This is a genomic window from Streptomyces sp. NBC_01669 (assembly GCF_026339735.1).
GTDB lineage: Bacteria > Actinomycetota > Actinomycetes > Streptomycetales > Streptomycetaceae > Streptomyces > Streptomyces yanii.
Window position 1 is genome coordinate 4133656 of record NZ_JAPEQG010000001.1, and the last position, 23249, is coordinate 4156904.

A 23249-nucleotide genomic window follows, 5' to 3' on the forward strand; every position below is an offset into this window, starting at 1 on the left:
CCACTGTGGCCTCCATACAGCCGCCGATCGAGGGAGCCCATGATGTCCGACTTCGTACCCGGACTCGAAGGAGTCATCGCGTTCGAGACGGAGATCGCCGAACCCGACAAGGAAGGCGGCTCGCTCCGCTACCGCGGGGTCGACATCGAGGATCTCGTCGGTCATGTGTCGTTCGGGAACGTGTGGGGTCTGCTGGTCGACGGGGCGTTCAACCCCGGGCTGCCGCCCGCCGAGCCGTTCCCGATCCCGGTCCACTCGGGTGACATCCGTGTCGATGTGCAGTCCGCGCTGGCCATGCTGGCGCCGGTCTGGGGGCTGAAGCCGCTCCTCGACATCGACGAGGAGACCGCCCGCAACGATCTGGCGCGGGCCGCCGTGATGGCACTGTCGTACGTCGCCCAGTCGGCGCGCGGGCAGGGGCTGCCGATGGTCCCGCAGAGCGAGATCGACAAGGCGCAGTCCGTCGTCGAGCGGTTCATGATCCGCTGGCGCGGCGAGCCGGACCCGAAGCACGTCAAAGCCGTCGACGCGTACTGGACGTCGGCCGCCGAGCACGGCATGAACGCGTCCACGTTCACCGCCCGGGTCATCGCGTCGACCGGCGCCGATGTGGCGGCCGCGCTGTCCGGTGCGGTGGGCGCGATGTCGGGTCCGCTGCACGGCGGCGCCCCGTCCCGGGTCCTCGGCATGATCGAGGAGATCGAGCGGACCGGTGACGCCACCGCGTACGTGAAGAAGGCCCTGGACAAGGGTGAGCGGCTGATGGGCTTCGGGCACCGGGTCTACCGGGCCGAGGACCCGCGGGCGCGCGTGCTGCGGCGGACCGCGAAGGAGCTGGGTGCGCCGCGGTTCGAGGTGGCGGAGGCGCTGGAGAGGGCCGCGCTGGAGGAGTTGCACGCGCGGCGCCCGGACCGGGTGCTGGCGACGAACGTGGAGTTCTGGGCGGCGATCATGCTGGACTTCGCGGAGGTCCCGGCGCACATGTTCACGTCGATGTTCACGTGTGCGCGTACGGCGGGCTGGTCGGCGCACATCCTGGAGCAGAAGCGCACGGGACGGCTGGTGCGGCCGTCGGCGAGGTATGTCGGCCCCGGGCCGCGTGACCCCGGGGAGATCGAGGGGTACGAGCAGATCACGGATCTGGGGAACTGACGGTCTCGGTACCGCGCAAGCCCGGCGGGATCCGGACAAGAGGCTCTAGAAGACTGCTGAAAATCTTGTTGAGGGGCTGTTCGGCCGTAGGCCGGGCGGCCCCTTCTTCGTCATGGGGTGGCCGGGGCGAGGTGCCAGGTGGTGTTGGTGCGGGTGAGTCCGAGGTTGATCAGTCGGCGGAGGTTGAGGGCGGCGGCGCGGTGGTGGAGTGCGATGTTGTTGGCGATGACGCCTCGGTAGCGGACTCTGCGGTTGCCGTGGGCGACGAGCCAGGCGATGGCGCGTTCGACCGGGGGCCGCCATCGGCGGTATTCGTCCTGCCAGGCGGTGTCGGTGGCGGCCTGGACGCGGGCTGCGGTCAGCAGTTCGTGCTGAGGGTGGACGTTGATAACCCGTCCGGTCTTGGAGGTTGTGCAGCGTTCCCGCAGTGGGCAGCCGGTGCACAGCCGTTTGAACTGGGCGGTGCGGCCCCCGTCGGCCTTGGTGCAGCCCAGGTTCGCGGTCTGTCCGGCCGGGCAGGTCACGGTGGCGGCGTCGGTGTCGACGTGGAAGTCGTCGATGGTGAAGCCTCCTGGGACGGCCTGCCGCAACGGCGGCGGCTTGACCACCAGGACGTGGCCCTGGGCGGTCAGTTGTTCACGCAGGTCGCCGGTGCCGTAGGCGGAATCGCCGAGCACGGTCAGCGTCTCGCCCTCGCTGTGGTCTTTGTCGGCCAGCAGGTCCAGCGCGACGGCGGCCTCGTGGTTGTCCGGCCCGTAGCCGCTGGTTAACGCGACGGCAGTGAACAGTCCGGCCTCTGGCTCGAAGGACACGTGTCCTTTGAAGCCCTCCTGGTGGCGGGTTCGGTTCTTGTGGATGTGCCGGGCATCGGGGTCGACGGTGGACACCGTCCGGTCGGGCACGGTGCGCCTGGCGATACGCCAGCGTCCGTCGCGGCCGTCGGAGTCCTCGGCCGGCTCCACGTCCTGGCCTGCGACGAGAGCGAGAAGGCCCACCGCGTTCGCGGCCCGCTCGCCCAGCTCACGCTCGGGCAGACGGCCGAGCATGTTGAGCGCGTCGGTCACCAGGGCGTCGACCAGCGCCTCGCGGGCGGCTTCGTCATTCCAGGCGATCCTGGGTTTGCCGGGGTCGGTGTAGTCGTGAGCAGTACACCACCGGCCGGCGACCTCGCCGGCGCCGGGGACCTCACGGATCACGCGGCGGATCGCGGCCACGATCTGGGTGACGGTGTCCTGAGTGGCCACCGCATCGTCCAGGACGGTGGAGTCCAGCGCCCGGCGCTGCTTTCCTCTGAGGACACCGGTGGCAGTCACCACCTCTTTGACCTTGGTGAAAATCCGCGTCGGGTCGGCCGAGCGGGCGAGCCGGCGCCGGAAATAGGTCAGCAGCGAGGGATCGAAGGCGGTGTCGTACAGGCCCAGCCCGCAGGCGGCCTTCCAGCGCAGGTCACATCGCAGTTCCTGGACTGTCTCGAAGTCCGACAGCCCCTGCAGGCTCTGCAGTACCACCGTCGCGGCCAGCACCTGCGGCGGCAACGACGGCCGTCCGTTGGCCGACGGATACATGTCCGCGAAGAACTCCGGCGGGAACAGCACCTCACGATGCTCGGCCAGGAAAGCGAACACACTCCCTGCCGGGATCAACTCCCGGCAGGTCTCCCACACATCCGGCCCGACCATCTCCCCGGCCCATTCCCCCTGCATGCTCACAAGACTGGCCCCGGACCTGCCGGTCCGGGGCCAGAACGCAAAAGATTTTCAGCAGTCTTCTAGAGCTTGCCGCGGAGAGTGACGGTGCGGTGTCCGCCGAGGCGGCGCCGCACCTCCTGCTCGAAGCCGTGGGTCAGCTCCGCCCAGTTCCAGAAGGTGAGGCCGAGCTGCCCGCAGGCGTAGTAGTCGTCCTCCCAGCTCCAGCGGTCGATGCCGGAGGGCCGGCGGCAGGAGGGGCACTCCACGAGGCCTTCGCCGCCGTTCGCCCAGGCGCCGAGCCGGCCCGCGAGCGGGGCCCAGGCGCTGTCGACGGGGCACCAGGTGTCGTCGACGAGGCGGATCTCGGTGGCGCAGAGCGGGCAGGTGGCAGCTCCCGCGTCGCCCTGGCCGCTGTCGAAGACGGCGCGTCCGGTCGCGACGTGGAGGCCGTTGCTCCACAGGTCGACCGGTTCCGGGTCGTCGACGGCCTTGGCGTAGTTCGGACCAGGTGCGTTGCCGTAGCCGTCTCCGTCGAGGACGCAGTCGGTGCGCTCGGCGCTGACGATTCCTTCGGCGATCAGCCAGTCGAGGAGCCCGGCGCCGAGTGGTGGGGCGTCCTGCTCGGTGGCGTCGAGGTCGACGATCGTCTGGAAGTGGTCACCCACAGGTCCCCCAAAATCAGTCGAGTGCGTCGTCCACCAGTGCCGCCCACTGTGCCACGACCCTCTGACGCCGGGCGGTGTCATCGGTCAGCACGTTGGCCAGCCCGAGGCCGCGGGCCATGTCGAGGAGCCCCTGGACGGTTTCGCGTGCGCCGGGCTTCGTCTCGTCGGCGGCGAGGAGTTCGACGGCGATGCGGTGGGTCTCGCGGCCGACGCGGGCTTCGAGTTCGGTGACGCGGGGGCGGAGCTGCGATTCGTTGGACGCGGCGACCCAGAGCTGGAGGGCGGCGCGGAAGAGCGGGCCGGTGTAGAGATCGACGAGGGCGGCGACGACAGCCGTACGGCCCTGTACGGGCAGGGCGCGCAGGGCGGCGGAGCGTTCCTCGGCGACGTATTCGACGGCGGCGGTGAACAGGTCCTCGCGGGTGGGGAAGTGGTGCTGGGCGGCGCCTCGGGAAACCCCGGCGTGTTCGGCGACGACGGAGACCGTGGAGCCTGCCCAGCCGCGTTCGGCGAGGCAGGCGACCGCGGCTTCGAGCAGCCGTTGGCGGGTGGCGCGGCTGCGGTCCTGCTTGGGGGTCCTGTCGGTGGGGGGCGTCACAACACCCATGCGGGGTCCCGTCGTTCGAGGAAGGCCGTCATCCCCTCCCGTGCCTCGGCGGAGGCGAAGAGTGCTGCCGAGCGGGCGATGAGGTCTTCGGCGTACTGGTCGAAACTCTCCCGCACAGTAGCTGTGACCAGCTCCTTCGATGCTGCCAGCCCCTGCGGTGAGGCCCTGCGCAGTCCGTCCAGTACGGGTACGAGTGCTTTGTCGACGTCCTCGGCGGCGATGGTGACGAGGGAGATGCGGGCTGCTTCGGTCGCGTCGAACCGTTCTCCGGTGAGGTAGTAGCGGGCGGCGGCCCTGGCGTCGGTGCGGGGCAGCAGCGGCATCGAGATCACGGCGGGGGCGAGGCCGAGCCGGGACTCGGTGAGGGCGAAGGTGGAGGCGGGTCCGGCGACAGAGATGTCGCAGGCCGCGAGGAGGCCGAGTCCGCCGGCCCGGACATGTCCGTCGACGCGGGCCACGACCGGTTTGGGCAGGGTCACGATCTGCCGCATCAGGGCGACGAACGCCTCGGGCTCCGGGGGTGCGCCCAGGTCGGCGCCGGCGCAGAACGTGGTGCCGGTGTGGGTGAGGACGATGGCGCGTACGGTCTCGTCCCCGCCGTAGGCGGCGAGCGCTTCGTGGAGTTCGGCGACGAGCCGTGCGGAGAGCACGTTGCGGTTCGTCAGTGAGTCCAGCCGTACGGTGGCGATCCCGCGCTCGCGGCCGGTGCGGACCAGTTTCATGCCTCTTCCGCCCTCTCGCCGATCTCTTCGTTGGCCTTCTCCCGGTCGCGCAGCTCGCGCCGGAGGATCTTTCCGGAGGTGGCCCTCGGTACGGCATCGATGAATTCCACCCGCCGGACCTTCTTGTACGGGGCGACGTGCTCGGCGACGTACGCCATGACGTCGTCCGCGGTGAGGTCGGCGGCGGCGACTCCCGCCTGACGGACCAGATACGCCTTGGGGACTTCGTTGCCGTCCGTGTCGTACACCCCGATGACGGCGGCGTCCGCGATCGACGGATGGCCGAGCAGCAGGGCTTCGAGTTCGGCGGGGGCGACCTGGTAGCCGTTGTACTTGATGAGTTCCTTGACCCGGTCGACGACGGACAGCCAGCCGTCGGCGTCGACGCGGCCGATGTCGCCGGTGTGTACCCACCCGTCGGCGTCGATCATGTCGGCGGTGGCGTCGGGCCGGCCGAGGTAGCCCTTCATCACCTGCGGGCCGCGGATGAGCACCTCGCCGTCGGTGTCGATCCCGGCGTCGCGGTCCGGGTCGTCGAGGGAGGCGATGCGCATCTCGGTGCTGGGCAGGAGTTTCCCGACGGCGCCGGCCGGCGGGTTCTCGGCGGCGAGCGGGACGACATGGGTGCCGGGCGAGAGTTCCGTCATGCCGTACGCCTGCCGTACCGGCGGCAGTCCCAGGCGCCGGGAGCAGGCGGCGGCGAGTTCGGCGTCGAGCGGGGCGGCGGCGCTGACGACGTACTCCAGCGACGACAGGTCGTACTGGGCGACGGCCGGGTGCTTGGCGAGGGCCAGCACGATCGGCGGGGCCACGTACAGCCCGCTGATCCGGTGCTTCTCGATCGCGGTGAGGAACTGGACGAGGTCGAAGCGCGGCAGGACGACGACGGTGGCGCCGAGCCGGAGCGGGGCGTTCATCAAAGCGGTGAGCCCGTAGATGTGGAAGAACGGCAGGACGGCCAGGATCCGGTGGCCGGGGTTCATCGGGATGAACGGTCGCAGCTGTTCCAGGTTGGTGGCCATGGAGCGGTGGGTGAGCATCACGCCCTTGGGCGTGCCGGTGGTGCCGGAGGAGTACGGCAGTGCGGCGATGTCCTCCGCCGGGTCGATGGCGATCTGCGGTTCGGGGGCGGTGGAGCCCAGCATGTCGAGGACGGAGGTGTGTCCGTCGGCCCGGTCGCAGACGAATATCTCCTCGATGCCGCCGACGAGTTCGGCTGCGCGGCGGGCGGTTTCGAGAAGGGCGGAGACGGTGACGATCCACCGGGCGGAGGAGTCGCGGAGTTGTTTGGCGAACTCCTCCGCCGTGGCGAGCGGGTGCACGGTGGTGACGGTCGCACCTGCCCGGGTGGCTCCGAAGAACACGGCCGGGTAGGCAAGGGTGTTGGGGCTGTGCAGGGCGAGGACGTCGCCCTTGCGGACCCCGGCGGCGGCGAGCGCAGCCGCGATCCGTCGGTGGAAGGTGTCGAGCTGCCGGTAGGTGAGGGCGGTGGTGCCGTCGGTGCCGTCGATCAGGGCGACCGTGTCGCCGTAGGTGCCGGCGGCCTGCCCGAGGACCGCGTCATGGATGGGCAGGTCGAGCGGCTGGACGTCTGCGTACTCGCTGCGGAACACGTTCACCATGGCGGGTCCCTTCGATACGGCGGGTGGAGGGACAGGGTCCCTCCTGTCAGTAGGACTTGGGGAGACCCAGGGACTGGTGGGAAACGTAGTTCAGGATCATTTCCCGGCTGACGGGTGCGATCCGGGCGACGCGGGCGGCGGTGATCAGGGACGCGAGCCCGTACTCGCGGGTGAGGCCGTTGCCGCCGAGGGTGTGCACGGCCTGGTCGACGGCCTTCACGCAGGCTTCGGCGGCGGCGTATTTCGCCATGTTCGCGGCTTCGCCCGCGCCGATGTCGTCGCCCTCGTCGTACAGCCTGGCGGCCTTCTGCATCATCAGGCGGGCCAGTTCGAGTTCGATGTGTGCCTGGGCGAGGGGGTGTGCGATGGCCTGGTGGGAGCCGATGGGCTCCTTCCACACCTGACGGGTCCGCGCGTACTCGACGGCGCGGCCGAGCGCGTACCGCCCCATGCCGAGAGCGAACGCGGCGGTCATGATGCGTTCGGGGTTCAGTCCGGCGAAGAGCTGGAGCAGACCCGCGTCCTCTCCCCCACTCTCGGCTTCGCTCGAGCGGGAGGTACCCCCTCCGACGAGGGCGTCGGCGGGCAGCCGCACGTCGTCGAGGACGAGCTCGAACTGCTTCTCCGGCGCCTGGAGTTCCATGTCGATCTGCGAGCGCCGGAAGCCGGGAGCATCGCGCGGGACGATGAAGAGGCAGGGCTTGAGCTTCCCCGTCCTGGCGTCCTCGGTGCGGCCGACGATGAGGGTGGCATCGGCGATGTCGACGCCGGAGACGAAGACCTTCCGCCCGGTGAGCACCCAGTCCTCACCGTCGCGGCGGGCGGTGGTGGTGATGCGGTGGGAGTTGGATCCGGCATCGGGTTCGGTGATGCCGAAGGCCATGGTGAGGGAGCCGTCCGCGAGACCCGGGAGCCACTGCTGCTTCTGGGTGTCGGTGCCGAAGCGGGCGATGACGGTGCCGCAGATCGCCGGGGAGACGACCATCATCAGCAGCGGACTGCCGGCAGCTCCCAATTCCTCCAGGACGATGGAGAGTTCGGCCATGCCACTGCCACCACCGCCGTACTCCTCCGGGAGGTTCACCCCGAGGTAGCCGAGCTTGGCCGCTTCGGTCCACAGTTCGCGGGGGTGGGCTCCGTCGCGCACGACGGACGTCATGTAGTCGCGCCCGTACCGCTTTCCGAGTGCGGCGACGGCGGCGCGCAGGGCTTGCTGCTCTTCGGTTTCGAGGACGGTACTCATGGGGTCGGTTCCTCCTGTACGACGGCGAGCAGGGCGCCGACCTCCACCTGGAGGCCGGGTGCGGCATGCAGTGCGGTGAGGGTGCCGGAGGCGGGGGCGAGAATGCGGTGTTCCATCTTCATCGCCTCCAGCCAGATCAGCGGCTGCCCCGCCTCGACCGCGACACCCGCCACGAGTCCGTCCGCGAGCCGGACGACGGTGCCGGGCATGGGGGCGAGCAGGGAGCCGGGGTCGGTGCGGTGGGTGGGTTCGGTGAAGCGGGGCAGGGCGGTGAAGGTGTACGAGCCGGTGGCGCCGTCCACGTACACCCGGTCGTGGTGGGCGGCGAGGCGGAAGCGGTGGGTGACGCCGTCGTCCGTCTCGACGGTGACGTGGTCGGGGGTGACGGTGAGGATCCGGGCGCCGGGGGCTTCGATCGCGCCGCTGCGGGTGGTGCGGTAGGCGATCTCGTGTTCGGTGCCGTCGGGTTCGCTGCGGTAGCGCCTGGTCTGGGGCTGCGAGGGGATATTGCGCCAGGCGCCGAAGCGGGAGCCCGTAGCCGGGGTGTCCGCCGCCGGGGGGCGTGGTGGGTTGACGCCGGTGTGCGGCTTCCACGGGGTGCCGGTGGTGCGGTGGCGAGTGGCGTCGGCGGCGGCTGCGGCGAGGGCGGCGAGGTTCCGGTCCGTGGCGCCGTCGGGGGTGGCGGTGAGGGCGTCCAGGTGGCGGTCGTAGAAGCCGGTGTCGAGGCGGGCGCCGGTGAAGTCGGGGTGGCGCAGGGACCGTACGAGCAGGTCGCGGTTGGTGACCGGTCCGTGGATGCGGGTGCGCTCCAGGGCGCGGGCGAGGAGCCGGACGGCCTGGGTGCGTGTGGGGGCGTGGGCGATGACCTTGGCGAGCATCGGGTCGTAGTGCACGCCGATGGTGTCGCCGCCGGTGTACCCGGTGTCCAGGCGCAGTCCGGGTTCGTCCGGTACGTCGAGGGTGTGCAGCGGCCCGGTCCTGGGCTGCCAGTCGTGGGCGGGGTCCTCGGCGTAGAGCCGGGCCTCGACGGCGTGCCCGTGCGGGTCGGGGGGTGTGGGGGCCGGGAGGGGTACGCCTTCGGCGACGGACAGTTGCAGGGCGACGAGGTCGAGGCCGAAGACGGCTTCGGTGACGGGGTGTTCGACCTGGAGGCGGGTGTTCATCTCCAGGAAGTAGGGGCGCCCGTCGGCGGTGACGAGGAACTCGACGGTGCCCGCGCCGCGGTAGCCGACGGCTCGGGCGGCGGCGGTCGCCGCGTCGTGCAGCCGGGTGCGCAGCGCCTTGTCGAGGCCGGGTGCGGGTGCTTCCTCGATGACCTTCTGGTGACGCCGCTGGAGCGAGCAGTCGCGGGTGCCGAGCGCCCATACGGTGCCGTGCTCGTCGGCCATGATCTGGACCTCGACGTGCCGTCCGCGCTCGACGTACGGCTCGGCGAAGACCTCCCCGTCCCCGAAGGCGTTCGCCGCCTCGGCCGTGGCGGCCGCCACCTCGCCGGGCAGCGCGCCCAGTTCCCGTACGACCCGCATCCCGCGCCCGCCGCCACCGGCCGCGGCCTTCAGCAGCAGTGGCAGATCGTCCACGGTCGCCTTCGCCGGGTCGACGGGGGAGAGCAGCGGCACTTCGGCGGCGGCCATCAGCTCCTTGGCGCGGGTCTTGGACGCCATCATCTCGATGGCCTTGACCGGCGGACCGACCCAGCGGAGGCCGGCGTCCTGCACGGCCCGGGCGAACCCGGCGTTCTCGGAGAGGAACCCGTAGCCGGGGTGCACGGCGTCGGCGCCCGCGGCGAGCGCGGCACGTACGACGAGATCGCCACGCAGATAGGTGTCGGCGGGCGCGGCCCCCGGCAGCCGCACGGCGGTGTCGGCCTCCCTGACGTGCAGTGCGTCGGCGTCCGCGTCCGAGTACACGGCGACGGTGGCGATGCCCAGGGCGCGGCAGGTCCGGAAGATCCGGCAGGCGATCTCGCCCCGATTGGCGACGAGCAGGGTGCTGATCATGTTCGTCCTCACATCCGGAAGATGCCGAAGCCGCCGCGGGCGCCTTCGACCGGGGCGGTGTGGATCGCGGACAGGCAGATCCCGAGGACGGTCCTGGTGTCGCGCGGGTCGATGACCCCGTCGTCGTACAGCCGCCCGGAGAGGAACATCGGCAGCGACTCGGTCTCGATCTGCTGCTCGACCATGGCGCGGAGTGCGGCGTCGGCCTCGTCGTCATACGGCCGCCCCTTGGCGGCGGCGGAGGCGCGGGCGACGATGGACAGCACGCCCGCGAGTTGCTGCGGTCCCATGACGGCGGATTTGCTGCCCGGCCAGGCGAAGAGGAAGCGGGGGTCGTAGGCGCGCCCGCACATGCCGTAGTGCCCGGCCCCGTACGAGGCGCCCATCAGGACGGTCAGGTGCGGGACCCTGGAGTTCGACACCGCGTTGATCATCATCGCGCCGTGCTTGATGATGCCGCCCTGTTCGTACTCCTTGCCGACCATGTAGCCGGTGGTGTTGTGCAGGAAGAGGAGGGGGATGTCGCGCTGGTTGGCGAGCTGGATGAACTGGGCGGCCTTCTGCGACTCCTCGCTGAACAGCACGCCCTGGGCGTTGGCGAGGATGCCGACGGGGTAACCGTGCAGCCGGGCCCAGCCGGTGACGAGGCTCGTCCCGTACAGCGGTTTGAACGCGTCGAAGTCCGAGCCGTCGACGAGCCGGGCGATGACCTCGCGCGGATCGAACGGGACCTTGAGATCGCCGGGCACGATGCCGAGGAGCTCCTCCTCGTCGTACTTCGGCGGTTCGGCGGGGCCCGGATCGGCGTGTGCCTTGCGCCAGTTGAGCCGGGCGACGATCCGCCGCGCCTGGCGGAGCGCGTCGTGCTCGTCGACGGCGAAATGGTCGGCGAGCCCGGAGGTGCGGGCGTGCATGTCGGCGCCGCCGAGGGACTCGTCGTCGCTCTCCTCGCCGGTCGCCATCTTCACGAGCGGCGGTCCGCCGAGGAAGACCTTGGACTGCTCCTTGATCATGACGGTGTGGTCGGACATGCCGGGGATGTAGGCCCCGCCGGCGGTCGAGTTCCCGAAGACGACCGCCACGGTCGGGATTCCGGCGGCGGAGAGCCGGGTGAGGTCGCGGAACAGCGCGCCGCCGGGAATGAAGATCTCCTTCTGGGACGGCAGGTCCGCCCCGCCCGACTCGACGAGACTGATGCACGGGAGACGGTTGGCGAAGGCGATCTCGTTGGCGCGGAGAGCCTTCTTCAGCGTCCAGGGGTTGGAGGCGCCACCGCGTACGGTCGGGTCGTTGGCGGTGATCAGGCACTCCACGCCCTCGACGACGCCGATGCCGGTGACGAGCGAGGCGCCCACCGCGTACTCGCTGCCCCAGGCGGCGAGCGGCGACAGTTCCAGGAACGGCGTGTCGGGGTCGACGAGCAGCTCGATCCGTTCCCGGGCGAGGAGCTTGCCGCGCCCCCGGTGCCGCTCGACGTACTTCTCGCCCCCGCCCGCGAGGGCCTTGGAGTGCTCGGTGTCGAGCTCGGCGAGCTTGGCGAGCATGGCAGCCCGGTGGGCGGCGTATTCGGGGCTCGCGGTGTCGAGCCCACTGGCCAGGACGGTCATGCGTGCGCCTCCGGTGCGTCGGTGGATTCGAGCAGGTTCAGGGGGACGGGGAGGTGCCTGGACCGCAGCCACTCCCCCACCGCCTTGGCCTGCGGATCGAAACGGGCCTGCGCTGCGACGCCATCGCCGAGGAGGCCGTGGACGACGAAGTTCAGGGCGCGGAGGTTCGGCAGCACGTGCCGCACGACGGTCAACTCGGCCGTCTCCGGGAGCAGTTCCTGGAAACGCTCGACGGTGAGCTCATGCGCGAGCCAGCGCCAGGCGTCGTCGGCACGGACCCAGACGCCGACGTTGGCGTCCCCGCCCTTGTCGCCGCTGCGGGCGCCCGCGATGCGGCCGAGGGGGGCGAGTTGGGTGATCCCGGTGGGCAGCGGCTCGGGAAGAGCGGGCTCGTCCACACCCTCAAGTTCCCTCACGTGTACCGGTGTTGCCATGTCCTCCCGCCGCCCGTCCGGAAGTACGGCGACGTGGTCGACCTCTCCCGCCGGTACGTACCTCGCCTCGAACACCCCGTAGGGCGCGCCCTTGCCGGGCGGGGCGGTGACGTGGAAGCCCGGGTAGCTGCCGAGGGCCAGCTCGATGGCGGCCCCGGAGACGGCGCGTCCGACCGCCTCCGGATCCTGGTCGCGGACGACGAGCCGGAGCAGGGCGCCGGCGGTCTCCTCGGTGTCGGCGTCGGCCCTGTCGGTACGGGCCAGCTCCCACCGCACCTCGTCGGGCTCCTTCCCCGTCCGGGTGAGCGCCTCCGCGAACTGGTCCTGCACCAGCTGCGCCTTGGCCTCGATGTCGAGTCCGGTGAGCACGAAGACGACCTCGTTGCGCCAGCCGCCGATTCGGTTGAGCCCGACCTTGAGCGTGGGCGGCGGAGCCTCGCCGCGCACTCCGGAGATCCGTACGCGGTCCGGTCCCTCCTGCGTCAGCCGTACGGTGTCGAGCCGGGCGGTCACGTCCGGTCCGGCGTACCGGGCGCCTCCGGTCTCGTACAGCAGCTGGGCGGTGACGGTCCCGACGTCGACGACGCCGCCCGTACCGTCGTGCTTGGTGATGACGGACGTCCCGTCGGCGTGGATCTCGGCGAGCGGGAAGCCGGGCCGGCGGACGTCGTGACCGCGGAAGAAGGAGTAGTTCCCGCCGGTCGCCTGGGTGCCGCACTCCAGCACATGCCCGGCGACGAGGGCACCGGCGAGTGCGTCGTGGTCGCCGGGTTCCCAGCCGAAGTGGGCGGCGGCGGGTCCCGTGACGAGGGCGGCGTCGGTGGCCCGGCCGGTGACGACGACATCGGCCCCGGCGCGCAGGCAGGCGGCGATGCCCGCGCCCCCGAGGTACGCGTTGGCGGTGAGGAACCCGTCGGGGACGGGCAGGCTGTCGCCCTCGACATGCGCGACGCGCACCGGCACGCCCACCTTCTCCGCCAACTCCCGTATGGATTCGGCCAGTCCGGCCGGGTTGAGCCCTCCGGCGTTGGCGACGATCTTCACCCCGCGCTCGTGCGCGAGCCCAAGGCCGTCTTCGAGCTGGCGCAGGAAGGTGGTGGCGTACCCGCGGTTCGGGTCCCCCAGCCTGCTCCGCCCGAGGATGAGCATGGTCAGCTCGGCGAGATAGTCGCCGGTGAGGACGTCGAGGGGGCCGCCGGTGAGCATCTCGCGCACGGCGTCGAAGCGGTCGCCGTAGAACCCGGAGGCGTTCCCGATCCGCAGCGGCGAGGCGGTCACCGTGCACCGCCCTTGGGTGCGCGGCCGGGACCGGGCGGCCCGGCGAAGGCCTGTGCGATGTCGAGCCACTGGTCGGCGTCGGCCCCGACGGCGCGCACGGACAGGTCGAGACGGTGGGCGCGCTGCGTGACGAGCAGACAGAAGTCGTACAGCGGTCCGGTGACGCGCTGCGCGGCACCCTCGGGCCCGTAGGCGATCAACTCTCCTCCGGGCGCCACCAGTTCGACCCGGAACTCTTCGCCGGGCGGCTTGATCCCTCGCACGAGGAACGCGTAGTCACGGGCCCGCACCCCGATCCGGGCGACGTGCCGCAGCCGGGCGGTCGGGCCGCGTACGACGCCGAGGGCGTCGGCGATGTCCTGCCCGTGCGCCCAGGTCTCCATGAGTCGCGCGGTCGCCATGGACGCGACGCTCATGGGCGGCCCGTACCACGGGATGCGGGTGCCGGGCGGGGCGTCGCGCAGGGCGCGCCCGAGCCGCTCACGCCCGTCGCGCCAGCGCGCGAGCAGCGCGGCCGGCTCTGCGGCGACAAGCTCCTCGGCAGCCTGATCGACAAAGCTGTCGGGGGCTGCCTGGGCCTTGGCCACCTCCACCGCGAAGGCGTCCGGATCGGTGACGGCGAGCAGGGCCACCTCGTCGGTCCAGGTCAGATGGGCGATCTGATGGGCGACGGTCCAGCGTTCGGCGGGGGTCGGCCGGGCCCACTGATCGCCGCTCAACTCCGCGACGAGCACGTCGAGTTCATCGCTCTCGTTGCGCAGATCGTCGAGCACGGCTGCGGCATCGGACACGGTGCGCTCCCCTCCGGGCATGGCGGTGTGCCGAGGAGCATGTCAGCGGACCAAGAAACAAGCAAGCATGCTTGCATTATTTGATTCTCTTCCGCACTTCACTCAGTGGGGTGGCCGGGGGCCTGGTACTCCGGCTCACCCTTCCGTGCCGCCCGGTGCCCCCTCCCGCCTGGCAGCGAGGAGGGCCGCTCGCACGTCGATCGACGTGCGAGCGGCCCTCGGAGGGATTGCCGTCTGCAGGCACAAGAAGGGGTCGGTCAACACAAGCAGGGATCGGTGCCCCGACCCAGCCCGAGGATGTCCTTGTCCCTCAGGGCGCCGGCGTACGCCTGGATCTCGTCGACGTCGCCGTGCAGGTACTCGCCCCAACCGTCGGCGGTGTGGGCGCGCCCCACCTGCAACGGGCCGGTGCTGTGCCAGCCCTTGGGGAAGTCCGCGGTCGCCTGCGCGTTGGTGTACCCGTCGAGGTAGAGCCTGATCTTGTCGGTCGCGTCGTCGTAGACCACGGCCAGCCGGTGGCCCTGGCCCTCGCCGCCGTCCGCCGCCTGGATCCGGGACACCACCCTCTCGGCCGCGCCCGCCTCGTCCTTCTCCCGCACGACCAGCTGCCAGGCGTGCGTCGACGGCTCGTAGCGCACCTTGAAGGCGTCGGTGTGCTCACCGGCCTGGGACAACACGGTCATCGGGTGAGCCGGTTGGGAGTCCGCCAGCCGTACGACCACCCCGAGGGTGAAGCTGTCCCCGGTGTCCACGACCGGCCCGTCGGTGGCGGCGTGTCCGCCCTCGCCGTCCAGCCTCAGATGCCCGTCACCGACCAGCGCGGGCGGCACGTAGGGGCAGTCGGGATCGATCTCAGGGATGCAGGAGTTGTCGGAGGCCTGGTAGATCGTCGCTCCCGGGGCGAGCCGCAGGGGCGCGCCATCCTTCTGCTCGGGGCTGACGCCGTCCGTGGCAGCCTCCAGTGACCAGTGCCCGAGCAGCTTGGGCGTCCGGCGCGCGAGCTCGGCCGCCTCGTCCGGCACCACGACCCGGTCGTGGACCCGGACGTCACCTATGTCGCCGTGCCAGCGATGGCGGTAGCCGGATCCGGCCCGTACGCGGCCGATCTGGAACGCTCCGGTCGCCTCGGCGGGTGCGGCCTCGGCCTTGGTATCGACCTCGTAGCCGTTGACGTACAGCTGGGCCCGGCCGGTCTCGGCGTCGTAGAGCCCCAGCAGATGGGCCCACTCACCGGTTTCCGGAGCGCCGCCCGACACCTGCGCGTCACCGATGGCGAACGACCAGGCGGCACCGGAGCCCCCGCTGCGCAGTCCGAGGGCGAAGCCGGCCCCCCTGCCCGTGTCCTGACTGGCGACCGTCATGGTGCGGTCGGTCTGGGCGGGGCGTACCCAGGCGCTGACGGCGAAGGTCCTGCGAGTGTCGACGGCCGGGGCGCTCGGGGTGAGGAAGCCGTGGCTGCTGCCGTCGAGGCCGGCCGTGGAGGTGACGCCGGTGCCCTCGGGCCCCGGACCGCCGAAGGTCACACCGGTACCGGCGCGGGCGGCGCTGCCCGTCTCGGCAGCGGCGGTCGTGGATCCCGCCGCGTCGTCCAGTTTCCAGTGGGCCACGGGAGCACGGCCGGACTTCACGAAGAAGTGGTACGTGGTGGTCCCGCTGCTGCGCCCCGACCGGTCGATCGCACGGACGCTCAGGTAGTCCGGGGCGGACTTCAGCGGCAGGAAGCGGATGGTGGCGGGTCCGCCCATCTCGTCGGGACGCACGGTCGCGTACGGGCCGCCGATGAAGTTGTAGCGGTACTCGACGACGTCCGACGACGGGGATGCCATGGTGAAGCCGCCGTAGACGCCGACGCCGTCCTGGAACTGCTCCTCCGGGTAGTCCGGCGAGGTGACGACTGCCTTCTCGGGGCTCGCGTCGTCGTACACGAACTGGCAGACCGAGCCCTCGGCGTCGGAGCTCCACGCGGAACTCGCGGTGCCGTCGTTCGCGCGGACGTGCCACGAGACGACGGTGTTCGCCGGGATGTCCTCCGGCATACGCCATAGCTGTCGGGTCCCCGACAGCGTCTGGGGCGTGGTGTGCGTGCGGCGCTGCTCGACCCCGGCCGAGTCCGTCCACCAGGCCTCGAACTCGCCCTTGACCAGGTTGGCCTCGGCAGGCTGGTTGTCCTCCTCCGGGTCGTACAGCACAGCGGTGAGCGTGGGCGGTTCCGCGACGTAGACCTTCTCGTCACCGGCCGCGCACGCCTTGCTCCCCGTCTGCAGATCCTGGACGAGCGGCTGCTTCGGCGGCAGATTGTCCGCCGCGTACGCCGGGCCGGACGCGGTCGCCACGACCGCCGCCACACAGCACCCCACCACCAGCCCTCTGCCACCCAGCCGTCTCTTTTCGGACAAGTGTCCCTCCCCTATACAGATTTGAGGCCCGTGGATCACACGAGCCACCGGAGGCTAACAGCGAGCGCTGACACCGCCGCAGCGGTTTTCCCGCCGGGATGCCGGGGTCTCGGTCCGGTACCGGCAGCAACCGAGGTGCAGTTGACAGACATCCCCGGCCGGGCCGGGTCCCGGCTGTTAGCCTCCGCCGATGACTGACGAACCCCGCACCGTCGGTGTGCGTTTCGACGACAACGGACTGGTCCTGGAACGGCATCGGGACGGGACTGGCATCTACTACACCTTCCCGGGCGACCGGACCGCCAAGGGCCCCTTGGTCACTCTGCCGCTGGCCGAGGCGCTGCACGCCCGGATCCGTCCGGTCGGCGCGGCGGAGAAGGTCCTGCGCGCCTGGTCCGAGGGAACGCTCCCGCCGGACACAACCGTCCTGGACGACCCGACGTCCGTCGCGCCGAGCCGGGTCCGCGGCGGCGCGATCGTCATCCGTGACCGGCGGATGCTGCTGATCCGCACGCCGGAGCGCCACTACGAGATCCCGGGCGGCGGGGTCGAGACCGGTGAGACACCGGAGGTGGCGGCGGTACGCGAACTGCGGGAGGAGACCGGCCTGCGCGGGGCGGTCGTGCGCGAGGTGGCCCGGATCTGGCGGAACGGCAACCGCGGCCACTACTTCACGATGGAGGCCGAGGGCGAGGTGGGCGCACCCGAGACGCTGGACAACTACGGCGGCGTCCCGGTCTGGGTTCCCGTCTCCGAGCTGCCCACCACGCCGCTGTGGCCCCGTCGCCTGTCCTGGCGGATCGCCCACTGGCACACCGTCGGCTGGCCGACGCCTCCGGCTGAGCTCGCCGACTCGGTGGGGGACCTGGATGCGGCCTGCGCATGCTGAGGGTGCGGACCGCGTCCTGGCGCTTCCCCGGACCGGGGTGCCACGGCTGTGTGTGAGGATCAAGGGATGGGCGAGATCGAGCTTCGTCACCGCCGCGGCAGCGACATGGAGGCGTGCACGGACGCCCTGGCCACCGTGCACGAGACGGACCGCTACCCGGCACAGTGGCCGGCCGACCCGCGGAGCTGGCTGACCCCGCGCGGCCTGATCGATGCCTGGGTGGCCGTGGACGGTCCGACCGTGCTGGGGCATGTGGCGCTCACGCGTACCGGGGAGGCTCTGGCCAGGGACATCGGCCTGCCCGCGGAGCAACTGGTCTCCGTCGCCCGACTGGGCCCCGGTGCCGTCGCACCCGTCGTCGGCGATCACACCTGGAACTTCACCGCGTCCGTCCCGGGGAACGTGCCGGCCGCGGTGGCGGAGTTCCTGCCCGGCCGGGCCCGCTGGATGCACAGTGCGGCGTACGACAGGCACCTCACGGGGTCGGTCTACGCCGGGCGGTTCTTCCTGGACGCGGTGACCGACCGGCTGTATTTCGACACCGTCAACCCGACGCCGCAGCCGGACAACTCCTGAGCTCCTCTAAGGGGTGTCCGGCCTCGCGCGGCGGGCGCCGCCGACCTGGCTGCGGACCGCGCCCATGCTCGCCCCGATGACCAGGGCGATGGCGAGCGCGTCGGTGGCCGTCAGCGCCTGGTCGAGGATCAGGAATCCGGCCGTCGCCGCGATGGCCGGTTCCAGACTCATCAGTACCGCGAACGTCGGCGCGGGCAGCCGGCGCAGCGCCATCAGTTCCAGCGTGTACGGCAGCACCGAGCTCATCAGGGCCACCGCCGCGCCCATCGCGAGCGTCGACGGGACCGCGAGCTTCGCGCCCGACTCCAGGATGCCCATCGGGAGCGACAGGACCGCGGCGACCGTCATCGCCAGGGCCAGGCCGTCGGCCTGCGGGAAGCGGCGGCCGGTGCGGGCGCTGAAGACGATGTACGCCGCCCACATCACCCCGGCACCGAGCGCGAACGCCGCGCCGACCGGGTCCAGGCGGTCGAAGCCGCCACCACCCAGCAGGAACACCCCGCCCAGCGCGAGCCCCGCCCAGACAAGATTGACCAGCCGGCGGGAGGCGGCGACCGAGAGCGCGAGGGGGCCGAGCACCTCCAGGGTGACGGCCGCACCCAGCGGGATGCGGTCGAGCGCTTGGTAGAAGAGCATGTTCATCGCGCCCATCGCGACGCCGAACGCGACCACCGTCCCCCAGTCGGCCCGTGAGTGGCCGCGCCACTTCGGGCGGCAGACGATCAGCAGGACGACCGCGGCGACGGCCAGCCGGAGCGTGACCACGCCGAGCGCGCCCGCCCGCGGCATCAGGAGCGCCGCGACCGCCGAGCCGAACTGGACGGAGAGTCCGCCCGCGACCACCAGCGCCACCGGAGCGAGCGCCGCCCTGCGGCCGCCCGGTCGTGCGGGACCCGTCCCGTCGAAGGCGGACACCGCCTCCGGTACGGCGACGGCTGCTGCGGCCGGCTCCACGGCACTGCGCTGGTCATTCACGGGTGGCCTTCATCCTCGAAGAGTTCAATGTGTTGCACTTGGTAATTTAAGATACTGCACTCCTGCGGCGCGGCTCGTTCCTTCACCGTAGAGACGTCCGCGCGGCGCGTGAAATGCCGATTGCGCTCTCGTTATGCTCCACACGCATGAGCACAGGACAGGGCCCCGGCCGCACCGTCGAGCTGCGTCATCTACGGGCCTTCCTCGCCGTCGCCGAAGCGGGCAACGTCACACGCGCCGCAGCCGCGCTCCGGCTCACCCAGCCCGCCGTCTCCCGCACCCTCGCCGCCCTGGAGCAGCACCTCGGCGTCCGGCTCGTCGACCGCTCCACCCACCACCTCTCGCTCACCCCCGAGGGCGTCGTCTTCCGTGACAAGGCCGCCGCGGCGGTCGCCGCCTTCGACGAGGCCGTCGACCCCGGTGGGCTGCGCCACTGGCCGCTGCGGCTCGGACACGCCTGGTCGGCGCTGGGCCCCTACACCACACCGCTGCTCCGCAGCTGGCAGCAGCGGCACCCGGAGACGCCCCTCGAACTGCTGCGGATCGACGACCGCACCGCCGGGCTCACCCGCGGCGAGGTCGACGCGGCGCTGCTGCGCGGCCCCGTCGACGCGCCGGGGCTCGTCACCGAGGTGCTGTTGAGCGAGGACCGGGTGGCTGCGGTGACCGCGGACGGGCCGCTCGCCGCGCACGCCACGCTCCGTCTCGCCGATCTCGCGGGCGGCCCGATCGTCCTGAACACCGTCTCCGGCACCACCACCGTCGACCTGTGGCCACGTGGCGCCCGGCCCGCCGCCACCGTCACCGTCGCCAACACCGACGACTGGCTGACCGCCATCGCGGCCGGGCGCGGCTCCGGGGTGTCGGCCGCCTCCACCGCCGACATGCATCCGCACGCGGGGGTCGCCTACCGCCCGCTCGTCGACGCCCCGACCGTCCCGCTGCTCCTCGCCCGGCGCGACGCCCCGGGCCACCCGGCGCTGCCCCAACTCGCCTCGCTGGCCCACGAGATCATCGGGCAGAACATCGCCCCGTGAGGGAATGCCCGGGTGGTGCCGTGCGGTTGGGGCGCTCTGAACGCCGTGCGAGGGCCGGTCATCACCTGGGGGAAGCAACCATGACGGACGACGACATCACCGTGCACGGAACCGTCGCACCCGGCTTCGAAGGCGTACGGGACGCCTACGCCGCCGTGCTCGCCGAGGACAGCACCGAGCCCGGGTCCCAGCTCGCGGTGCGGGTGCACGGCCGGACGGTCGTCGATACTGGGCCGGCACCGACCTGGTGACCGGCGAGGAGGACCACTTCGGGCTGGGCTTCGAGCGGCCGTCGGTCCGGTACCCGTCGCTGAGCGAGTCGGCTTTCGGGCACTGCGGGGCGGCGGGCGCGCAGGCGTTCGCCGATCCGGCCAGTGGGCTGGCGTACGGGTACACGCGCCGTCGGTACGCCTTCCCGGGCGGGGCGGCTCCGGAGAACGAGCGGCTGGTGGCGGCGGTGGCGCGGGCGGTCGAGGCGGGCTGATGGGGGCGATTGGGCGGGGGCGCCCGTTCCCCGCCCCGCCCTTCCCGGCCCCAGGGCTCCCCCCGGGCCCTGCTGCTCAATCACCGCAGGGGGGTGGAGCGGACGCTCGGGTCAGTTGCCGGAGGGGTGGGCAGCGGGCCCGTCCAGTCCCTCCGCCAGCAGCTCCGCCAGGTGCCTCGCCCGCACACCCGCCAGCTGTGCCAGCTGGGTCCGGCACGAGAAACCGTCCGCCAGGATGTCCGTGCCGGGGTCCGCACCCCGTACCGACGGCAGCAGCTGCTCCTCCGCGCACGCCACCGACACATCCCAGTGGCCCCGCTCGAAACCGAAGTTCCCCGCAAGACCGCAGCAGCCTCCGCTCAACTCCCCTTCCAACCCCGCTCGTTCGCGCAGCCGGCGTTCGGCCGCATCACCGAGGACCGCGTGCTGGTGGCAGTGGGTCTGGCCCACGACCCGGCGGTCGAGGCGCGGCGGCTGCCAGTCGGGGGCGTACTCCTCCAGGTACTGAGCCAACGTCCGCACCGAACCCGCGAGTTCGGCGGCGCGGGGATCGTCGGGGAGGAGTTCCGGCAGATCCGTACGGAGGGTGGCGGCGCAGCTCGGTTCGAGGACGACGAGCGGGTCGCCGAGGGAGAACCCCATCCGGTCGAGGGTGCGACGCATGACCGTGCGGGCCTTGTCCAGTTGGCCCGTCGATACGTAGGTGAGTCCGCAGCACACGCCCCGTTCCGGGTACAGGGCTGTCCGGCCCGCAGCCTCCAGGACCCGGACGGCCGCCTTCCCGACCTCCGGGGAGAGGTGGTTGGTGAAGGTGTCCGGCCAGACGGTCACCACCTGATCGCTCGACAGGATCACCGTCCCGCGGCCCCTGCGCTTTCGGGCCCACCGGGTGAACGTCTCCCCCGCCAGCACCGGAATCATCCGCTCCGCAGTGATGCCCGCCAGCCGTTTCGCCAGTGAGGCGAACGGGCGGATCCGGGCGAGCGCGTTCAGCACGGGCGCGACCGGGGCCGCGAGCCGCAGCCACTGCGGCAGCCGGCCCATCACGTAGTGGGTGGCGGGCCGCAGCCGCCCCCGGTAGTGGTGGTGCAGGAACTCCGCCTTGTACGTGGCCATGTCCACGCCAACCGGGCAGTCGCTGCGGCACCCCTTGCAGGACAGGCAGAGGTCGAGCGCGTCCCGCACCTCCTGCGACCTCCAGCCGTCCGTGACGACCTCGCCGGCGAGCATCTCGTGCAGCAGGCGGGCCCGGCCGCGGGTGGAGTGGGCCTCCTCGCCGGTCGCCCGGAAGGACGGGCACATCACGTCCGTGCCCGCCGGCTGCGCCGTACGGCATTTCGCGACGCCGACACATCGCCGCACGGCCGCCGTGAAGTCGCCGCCGTCGTGCGGGTAGCCGAAGGTGACGTCCACGGGGCGTTTCGGCAGGACGTCGAAGCGGATGTTCTCGTCGAGGCGGGCGGGGCGGGCGAGGATGCCGGGGTTCATGCCGCCGTCCGGATCCCAGAGATCCTTGAACCGGCCGAAGAGCGCGACGAGTTCGTCCCCGTACATCCGGGGCAGCAGCTCGGCCCGCGCCTGCCCGTCGCCGTGTTCCCCGCTCAGCGAGCCGCCGTGCGCGACGACGAGCGCGGCGAGTTCCTCGGAGAAGCGGCGGAAGCGGGCCACACCGTCGCCGCTCAGCAGGTCGAAGTCGATCCGCACGTGGATGCAGCCGTCGCCGAAGTGCCCGTACGGCGTGCCGCGCAGCCCGTGTGCGGTGAGCAGGGCGCGGAAGTCACGCAGATACGGGCCGAGGCGGGCGGGCGGTACGGCGCAGTCCTCCCAGCCGGGCCAGGCCTCACTGCCGTCGGGCATCCGGGTCGCGGTGCCGGACGCGTCCTCCCGGATGCGCCACAGGGCCCGCTGTCCGGCCGGGTCGGTGACGACGGCCGCGTCCACCGCGTCGGCAGCCCGCAGGATCCGCTCGGCGTGCGCCCGCGCCTCGGCCGGGGTGTCCCCGCCCGTCTCGACGAAGAGCCAGGCTCCGCCACGCGGCAGCCCGGCCGGTTCCCGTACGAGATCGGCCGCCATGCCCTCGACCGTCAGGGGGCGGTACGGGAGGAGGCCGGGGGCGGCTTCGGCGGCCGCGGACTCGTCGGCGTAACCGAGTACGGCGAGGGCGCGGGATCCGGGCGCCTCGACCAGCCGTACGGTCGCCTCCGTCATCACGCCGAGCGTGCCTTCGCTGCCGCAGAAGGCGCGGGCCAGGTCCGGGCCGCGCTCGGGGAGCAGGGCGTCGAGGGCGTATCCGGAGATGCGGCGCGGGAGTTCGGGGAAGCCGGTGCGGAGGAGGGCGAGGTGGGAGCCGACCAGTTCGCGCAGGCCGGCGGGGGCGCCGTCCCACCTCCCCCGGTCGAGCCGGAGCGTGTCGCCGCCGTAGCGGGCGACGGTCAGTGCGTGGACGTTGTCGGCGGTGGTGCCCCAGGCCACCGAGTGGGAGCCGCAGGCGTTGTTGCCGATCATCCCGCCGAGCGTGCACCGGCTGTGCGTGGACGGGTCGGGGCCGAAGGTGAGGCCGTGGGGTGCGGCGGCGGCGCGCAGGTCGTCCAGGACCACGCCCGGCTGGACGACGGCCGTCCGGGACGCGGCGTCCAGTTCGACGATCTTCCCCAGGTGGCGGGTGAGGTCGAGGACCACACCGGTGCCGGTGGCCTGCCCGGCGATGGAGGTGCCGCCGCCACGCGGCACGACGGGTACCGCGTGCGCACGGCAGACGGCGAGCGCGGCGGCGACGTCGTCGGCGTCGCGCGGGGCGACGACCCCGAGCGGCACCCGGCGGTAGTTGGAGGCGTCCATCGTCATCAGCGCCCGCGCGGTGGTGCCGAACTCCACCTCTCCGCGCACGGCACTGCCGAGGGCCCGTACAAGAGCGGTCCGGTCCTGTCGTTCAGCCATGGGCCCAGGATGCCGCTGGTCGGGGCGCTGGGCCCCGCCGCCCCCTCGCGTTTCTCCCGAATACGTCAATCCGTCGGAATACGTCGGATGCGTAGTCACATACGTAATAGAAAAGGCCACAAGGACTTCCCAAACAGATCGTCAAT

At 71.8% G+C, this 23249-nt stretch carries 18 protein-coding genes and 1 pseudogene; 6 read left to right on the forward strand and 13 right to left on the reverse strand.

Going from position 1 to position 23249, the window contains the following annotated elements:
• Window positions 1-42 precede the first annotated feature (42 nt).
• Window positions 43-1152 carry a citrate synthase 2 gene (locus OG972_RS18355; protein WP_266990560.1) on the forward strand — a complete coding sequence of 370 codons (1110 nt, stop codon included), beginning with the start codon at window positions 43-45 and terminating at the stop codon, window positions 1150-1152.
• A 110-nt stretch (window positions 1153-1262) separates the two neighbouring features.
• Here OG972_RS18355 and OG972_RS18360 read toward each other — a convergent pair whose 3' ends face one another.
• The 11 genes from OG972_RS18360 to OG972_RS18410 form a co-directional block, all read right to left on the reverse strand.
• Complete coding sequence (locus OG972_RS18360; protein ID WP_266982217.1) at window positions 1263-2855, reverse strand: IS1182 family transposase; 1593 nt, start codon at window positions 2853-2855, stop codon at window positions 1263-1265.
• A 65-nt stretch (window positions 2856-2920) separates the two neighbouring features.
• Complete coding sequence (locus OG972_RS18365) at window positions 2921-3505, reverse strand: hypothetical protein (RefSeq protein ID WP_266982863.1); 585 nt, start codon at window positions 3503-3505, stop codon at window positions 2921-2923.
• A gap of 13 nt (window positions 3506-3518) precedes the next feature.
• Complete coding sequence (locus OG972_RS18370; RefSeq protein ID WP_266982864.1) at window positions 3519-4112, reverse strand: TetR/AcrR family transcriptional regulator; 594 nt, start codon at window positions 4110-4112, stop codon at window positions 3519-3521.
• Window positions 4100-4834, reverse strand: coding sequence for an enoyl-CoA hydratase family protein (locus tag OG972_RS18375; RefSeq protein WP_266982866.1), 735 nt, complete (start codon window positions 4832-4834; stop codon window positions 4100-4102). Before OG972_RS18375 ends, OG972_RS18370 begins: the two co-directional genes overlap by 13 nt.
• Window positions 4831-6456 carry a 4-coumarate--CoA ligase family protein gene (locus tag OG972_RS18380; RefSeq protein WP_266982868.1) on the reverse strand — a complete coding sequence of 542 codons (1626 nt, stop codon included), beginning with the start codon at window positions 6454-6456 and terminating at the stop codon, window positions 4831-4833. The genes OG972_RS18375 and OG972_RS18380 overlap by 4 nt, the downstream gene beginning before the upstream one ends.
• 46 nt (window positions 6457-6502) lie before the next feature.
• The gene (locus OG972_RS18385) at window positions 6503-7699 is read right to left on the reverse strand and encodes an acyl-CoA dehydrogenase family protein (RefSeq protein WP_266982870.1); all 1197 of its coding nucleotides are present in this window, start codon (window positions 7697-7699) and stop codon (window positions 6503-6505) included.
• Window positions 7696-9699, reverse strand: a complete 2004-nt coding sequence (locus OG972_RS18390) for a biotin carboxylase N-terminal domain-containing protein (protein WP_266982872.1) — start codon at window positions 9697-9699, stop codon at window positions 7696-7698. Before OG972_RS18390 ends, OG972_RS18385 begins: the two co-directional genes overlap by 4 nt.
• Before the next feature lie 8 nt (window positions 9700-9707).
• Window positions 9708-11306, reverse strand: coding sequence for an acyl-CoA carboxylase subunit beta (locus tag OG972_RS18395; RefSeq protein WP_266982874.1), 1599 nt, complete (start codon window positions 11304-11306; stop codon window positions 9708-9710).
• Window positions 11303-13018 carry an acyclic terpene utilization AtuA family protein gene (locus tag OG972_RS18400; RefSeq protein WP_266982876.1) on the reverse strand — a complete coding sequence of 572 codons (1716 nt, stop codon included), beginning with the start codon at window positions 13016-13018 and terminating at the stop codon, window positions 11303-11305. Before OG972_RS18400 ends, OG972_RS18395 begins: the two co-directional genes overlap by 4 nt.
• Window positions 13015-13809 (reverse strand): TIGR03084 family metal-binding protein, encoded by a 795-nt coding sequence (locus tag OG972_RS18405; RefSeq protein WP_266982878.1) that lies wholly within the window; start codon window positions 13807-13809, stop codon window positions 13015-13017. Before OG972_RS18405 ends, OG972_RS18400 begins: the two co-directional genes overlap by 4 nt.
• Before the next feature lie 257 nt (window positions 13810-14066).
• Entirely contained in the window at window positions 14067-16169 is a 2103-nt protein-coding gene (locus OG972_RS18410) for a LamG domain-containing protein (RefSeq protein ID WP_266990562.1), read from the reverse strand.
• Window positions 16170-16395: 226 nt separating this feature from the next.
• On the opposite strand from OG972_RS18410, the gene OG972_RS18415 reads away from it, so the two are divergent.
• A complete protein-coding gene (locus OG972_RS18415; protein ID WP_266982880.1) occupies window positions 16396-17094 on the forward strand; it encodes an NUDIX hydrolase in 699 nt (232 codons plus the stop codon).
• 66 nt (window positions 17095-17160) lie between these two features.
• Window positions 17161-17670, forward strand: a complete 510-nt coding sequence (locus tag OG972_RS18420) for a hypothetical protein (RefSeq protein WP_266982882.1) — start codon at window positions 17161-17163, stop codon at window positions 17668-17670.
• Between the two features lie 6 nt (window positions 17671-17676).
• On the opposite strand, the gene OG972_RS18425 is transcribed toward OG972_RS18420, so the two are convergent.
• The gene (locus OG972_RS18425; protein ID WP_266982884.1) at window positions 17677-18645 is read right to left on the reverse strand and encodes a DMT family transporter; all 969 of its coding nucleotides are present in this window, start codon (window positions 18643-18645) and stop codon (window positions 17677-17679) included.
• Between the two features lie 146 nt (window positions 18646-18791).
• Here OG972_RS18425 and OG972_RS18430 point away from each other — a divergent pair, with 146 nt between their 5' ends.
• The 3 genes and pseudogenes from OG972_RS18430 to OG972_RS18440 form a co-directional block, all read left to right on the forward strand.
• Complete coding sequence (locus OG972_RS18430; RefSeq protein WP_266982886.1) at window positions 18792-19682, forward strand: LysR family transcriptional regulator; 891 nt, start codon at window positions 18792-18794, stop codon at window positions 19680-19682.
• Between the two features lie 80 nt (window positions 19683-19762).
• Complete coding sequence (locus OG972_RS18435; RefSeq protein ID WP_266982888.1) at window positions 19763-19933, forward strand: hypothetical protein; 171 nt, start codon at window positions 19763-19765, stop codon at window positions 19931-19933.
• 71 nt (window positions 19934-20004) lie between these two features.
• Window positions 20005-20166: pseudogene (locus OG972_RS18440) on the forward strand (EstA family serine hydrolase); the annotation flags it as partial.
• Window positions 20167-20277: 111 nt separating this feature from the next.
• On the opposite strand, the gene OG972_RS18445 reads toward OG972_RS18440, so the two are convergent.
• Window positions 20278-23103 carry an FAD-binding and (Fe-S)-binding domain-containing protein gene (locus OG972_RS18445; protein WP_266982890.1) on the reverse strand — a complete coding sequence of 942 codons (2826 nt, stop codon included), beginning with the start codon at window positions 23101-23103 and terminating at the stop codon, window positions 20278-20280.
• Window positions 23104-23249: the final 146 nt, after the last annotated feature.

What these genes read in the sequence shown, in the direction of transcription:
- OG972_RS18355 (WP_266990560.1), top strand. Translation starts at nt 43, where the DNA reads ATGTCCGACTTCGTACCCGGACTCGAAGGAGTCATCGCGTTCGAGACG.
- OG972_RS18360 (WP_266982217.1), bottom strand. Translation starts at nt 2,855, where the DNA reads ATGCAGGGGGAATGGGCCGGGGAGATGGTCGGGCCGGATGTGTGGGAG.
- OG972_RS18370 (WP_266982864.1), bottom strand. Translation starts at nt 4,112, where the DNA reads ATGGGTGTTGTGACGCCCCCCACCGACAGGACCCCCAAGCAGGACCGC.
- OG972_RS18375 (WP_266982866.1), bottom strand. Translation starts at nt 4,834, where the DNA reads ATGAAACTGGTCCGCACCGGCCGCGAGCGCGGGATCGCCACCGTACGG.
- OG972_RS18380 (WP_266982868.1), bottom strand. Translation starts at nt 6,456, where the DNA reads ATGGTGAACGTGTTCCGCAGCGAGTACGCAGACGTCCAGCCGCTCGAC.
- OG972_RS18385 (WP_266982870.1), bottom strand. Translation starts at nt 7,699, where the DNA reads ATGAGTACCGTCCTCGAAACCGAAGAGCAGCAAGCCCTGCGCGCCGCC.
- OG972_RS18390 (WP_266982872.1), bottom strand. Translation starts at nt 9,699, where the DNA reads ATGATCAGCACCCTGCTCGTCGCCAATCGGGGCGAGATCGCCTGCCGG.
- OG972_RS18395 (WP_266982874.1), bottom strand. Translation starts at nt 11,306, where the DNA reads ATGACCGTCCTGGCCAGTGGGCTCGACACCGCGAGCCCCGAATACGCC.
- OG972_RS18415 (WP_266982880.1), top strand. Translation starts at nt 16,396, where the DNA reads ATGACTGACGAACCCCGCACCGTCGGTGTGCGTTTCGACGACAACGGA.
- OG972_RS18420 (WP_266982882.1), top strand. Translation starts at nt 17,161, where the DNA reads ATGGGCGAGATCGAGCTTCGTCACCGCCGCGGCAGCGACATGGAGGCG.
- OG972_RS18430 (WP_266982886.1), top strand. Translation starts at nt 18,792, where the DNA reads ATGAGCACAGGACAGGGCCCCGGCCGCACCGTCGAGCTGCGTCATCTA.
- OG972_RS18435 (WP_266982888.1), top strand. Translation starts at nt 19,763, where the DNA reads ATGACGGACGACGACATCACCGTGCACGGAACCGTCGCACCCGGCTTC.
- OG972_RS18445 (WP_266982890.1), bottom strand. Translation starts at nt 23,103, where the DNA reads ATGGCTGAACGACAGGACCGGACCGCTCTTGTACGGGCCCTCGGCAGT.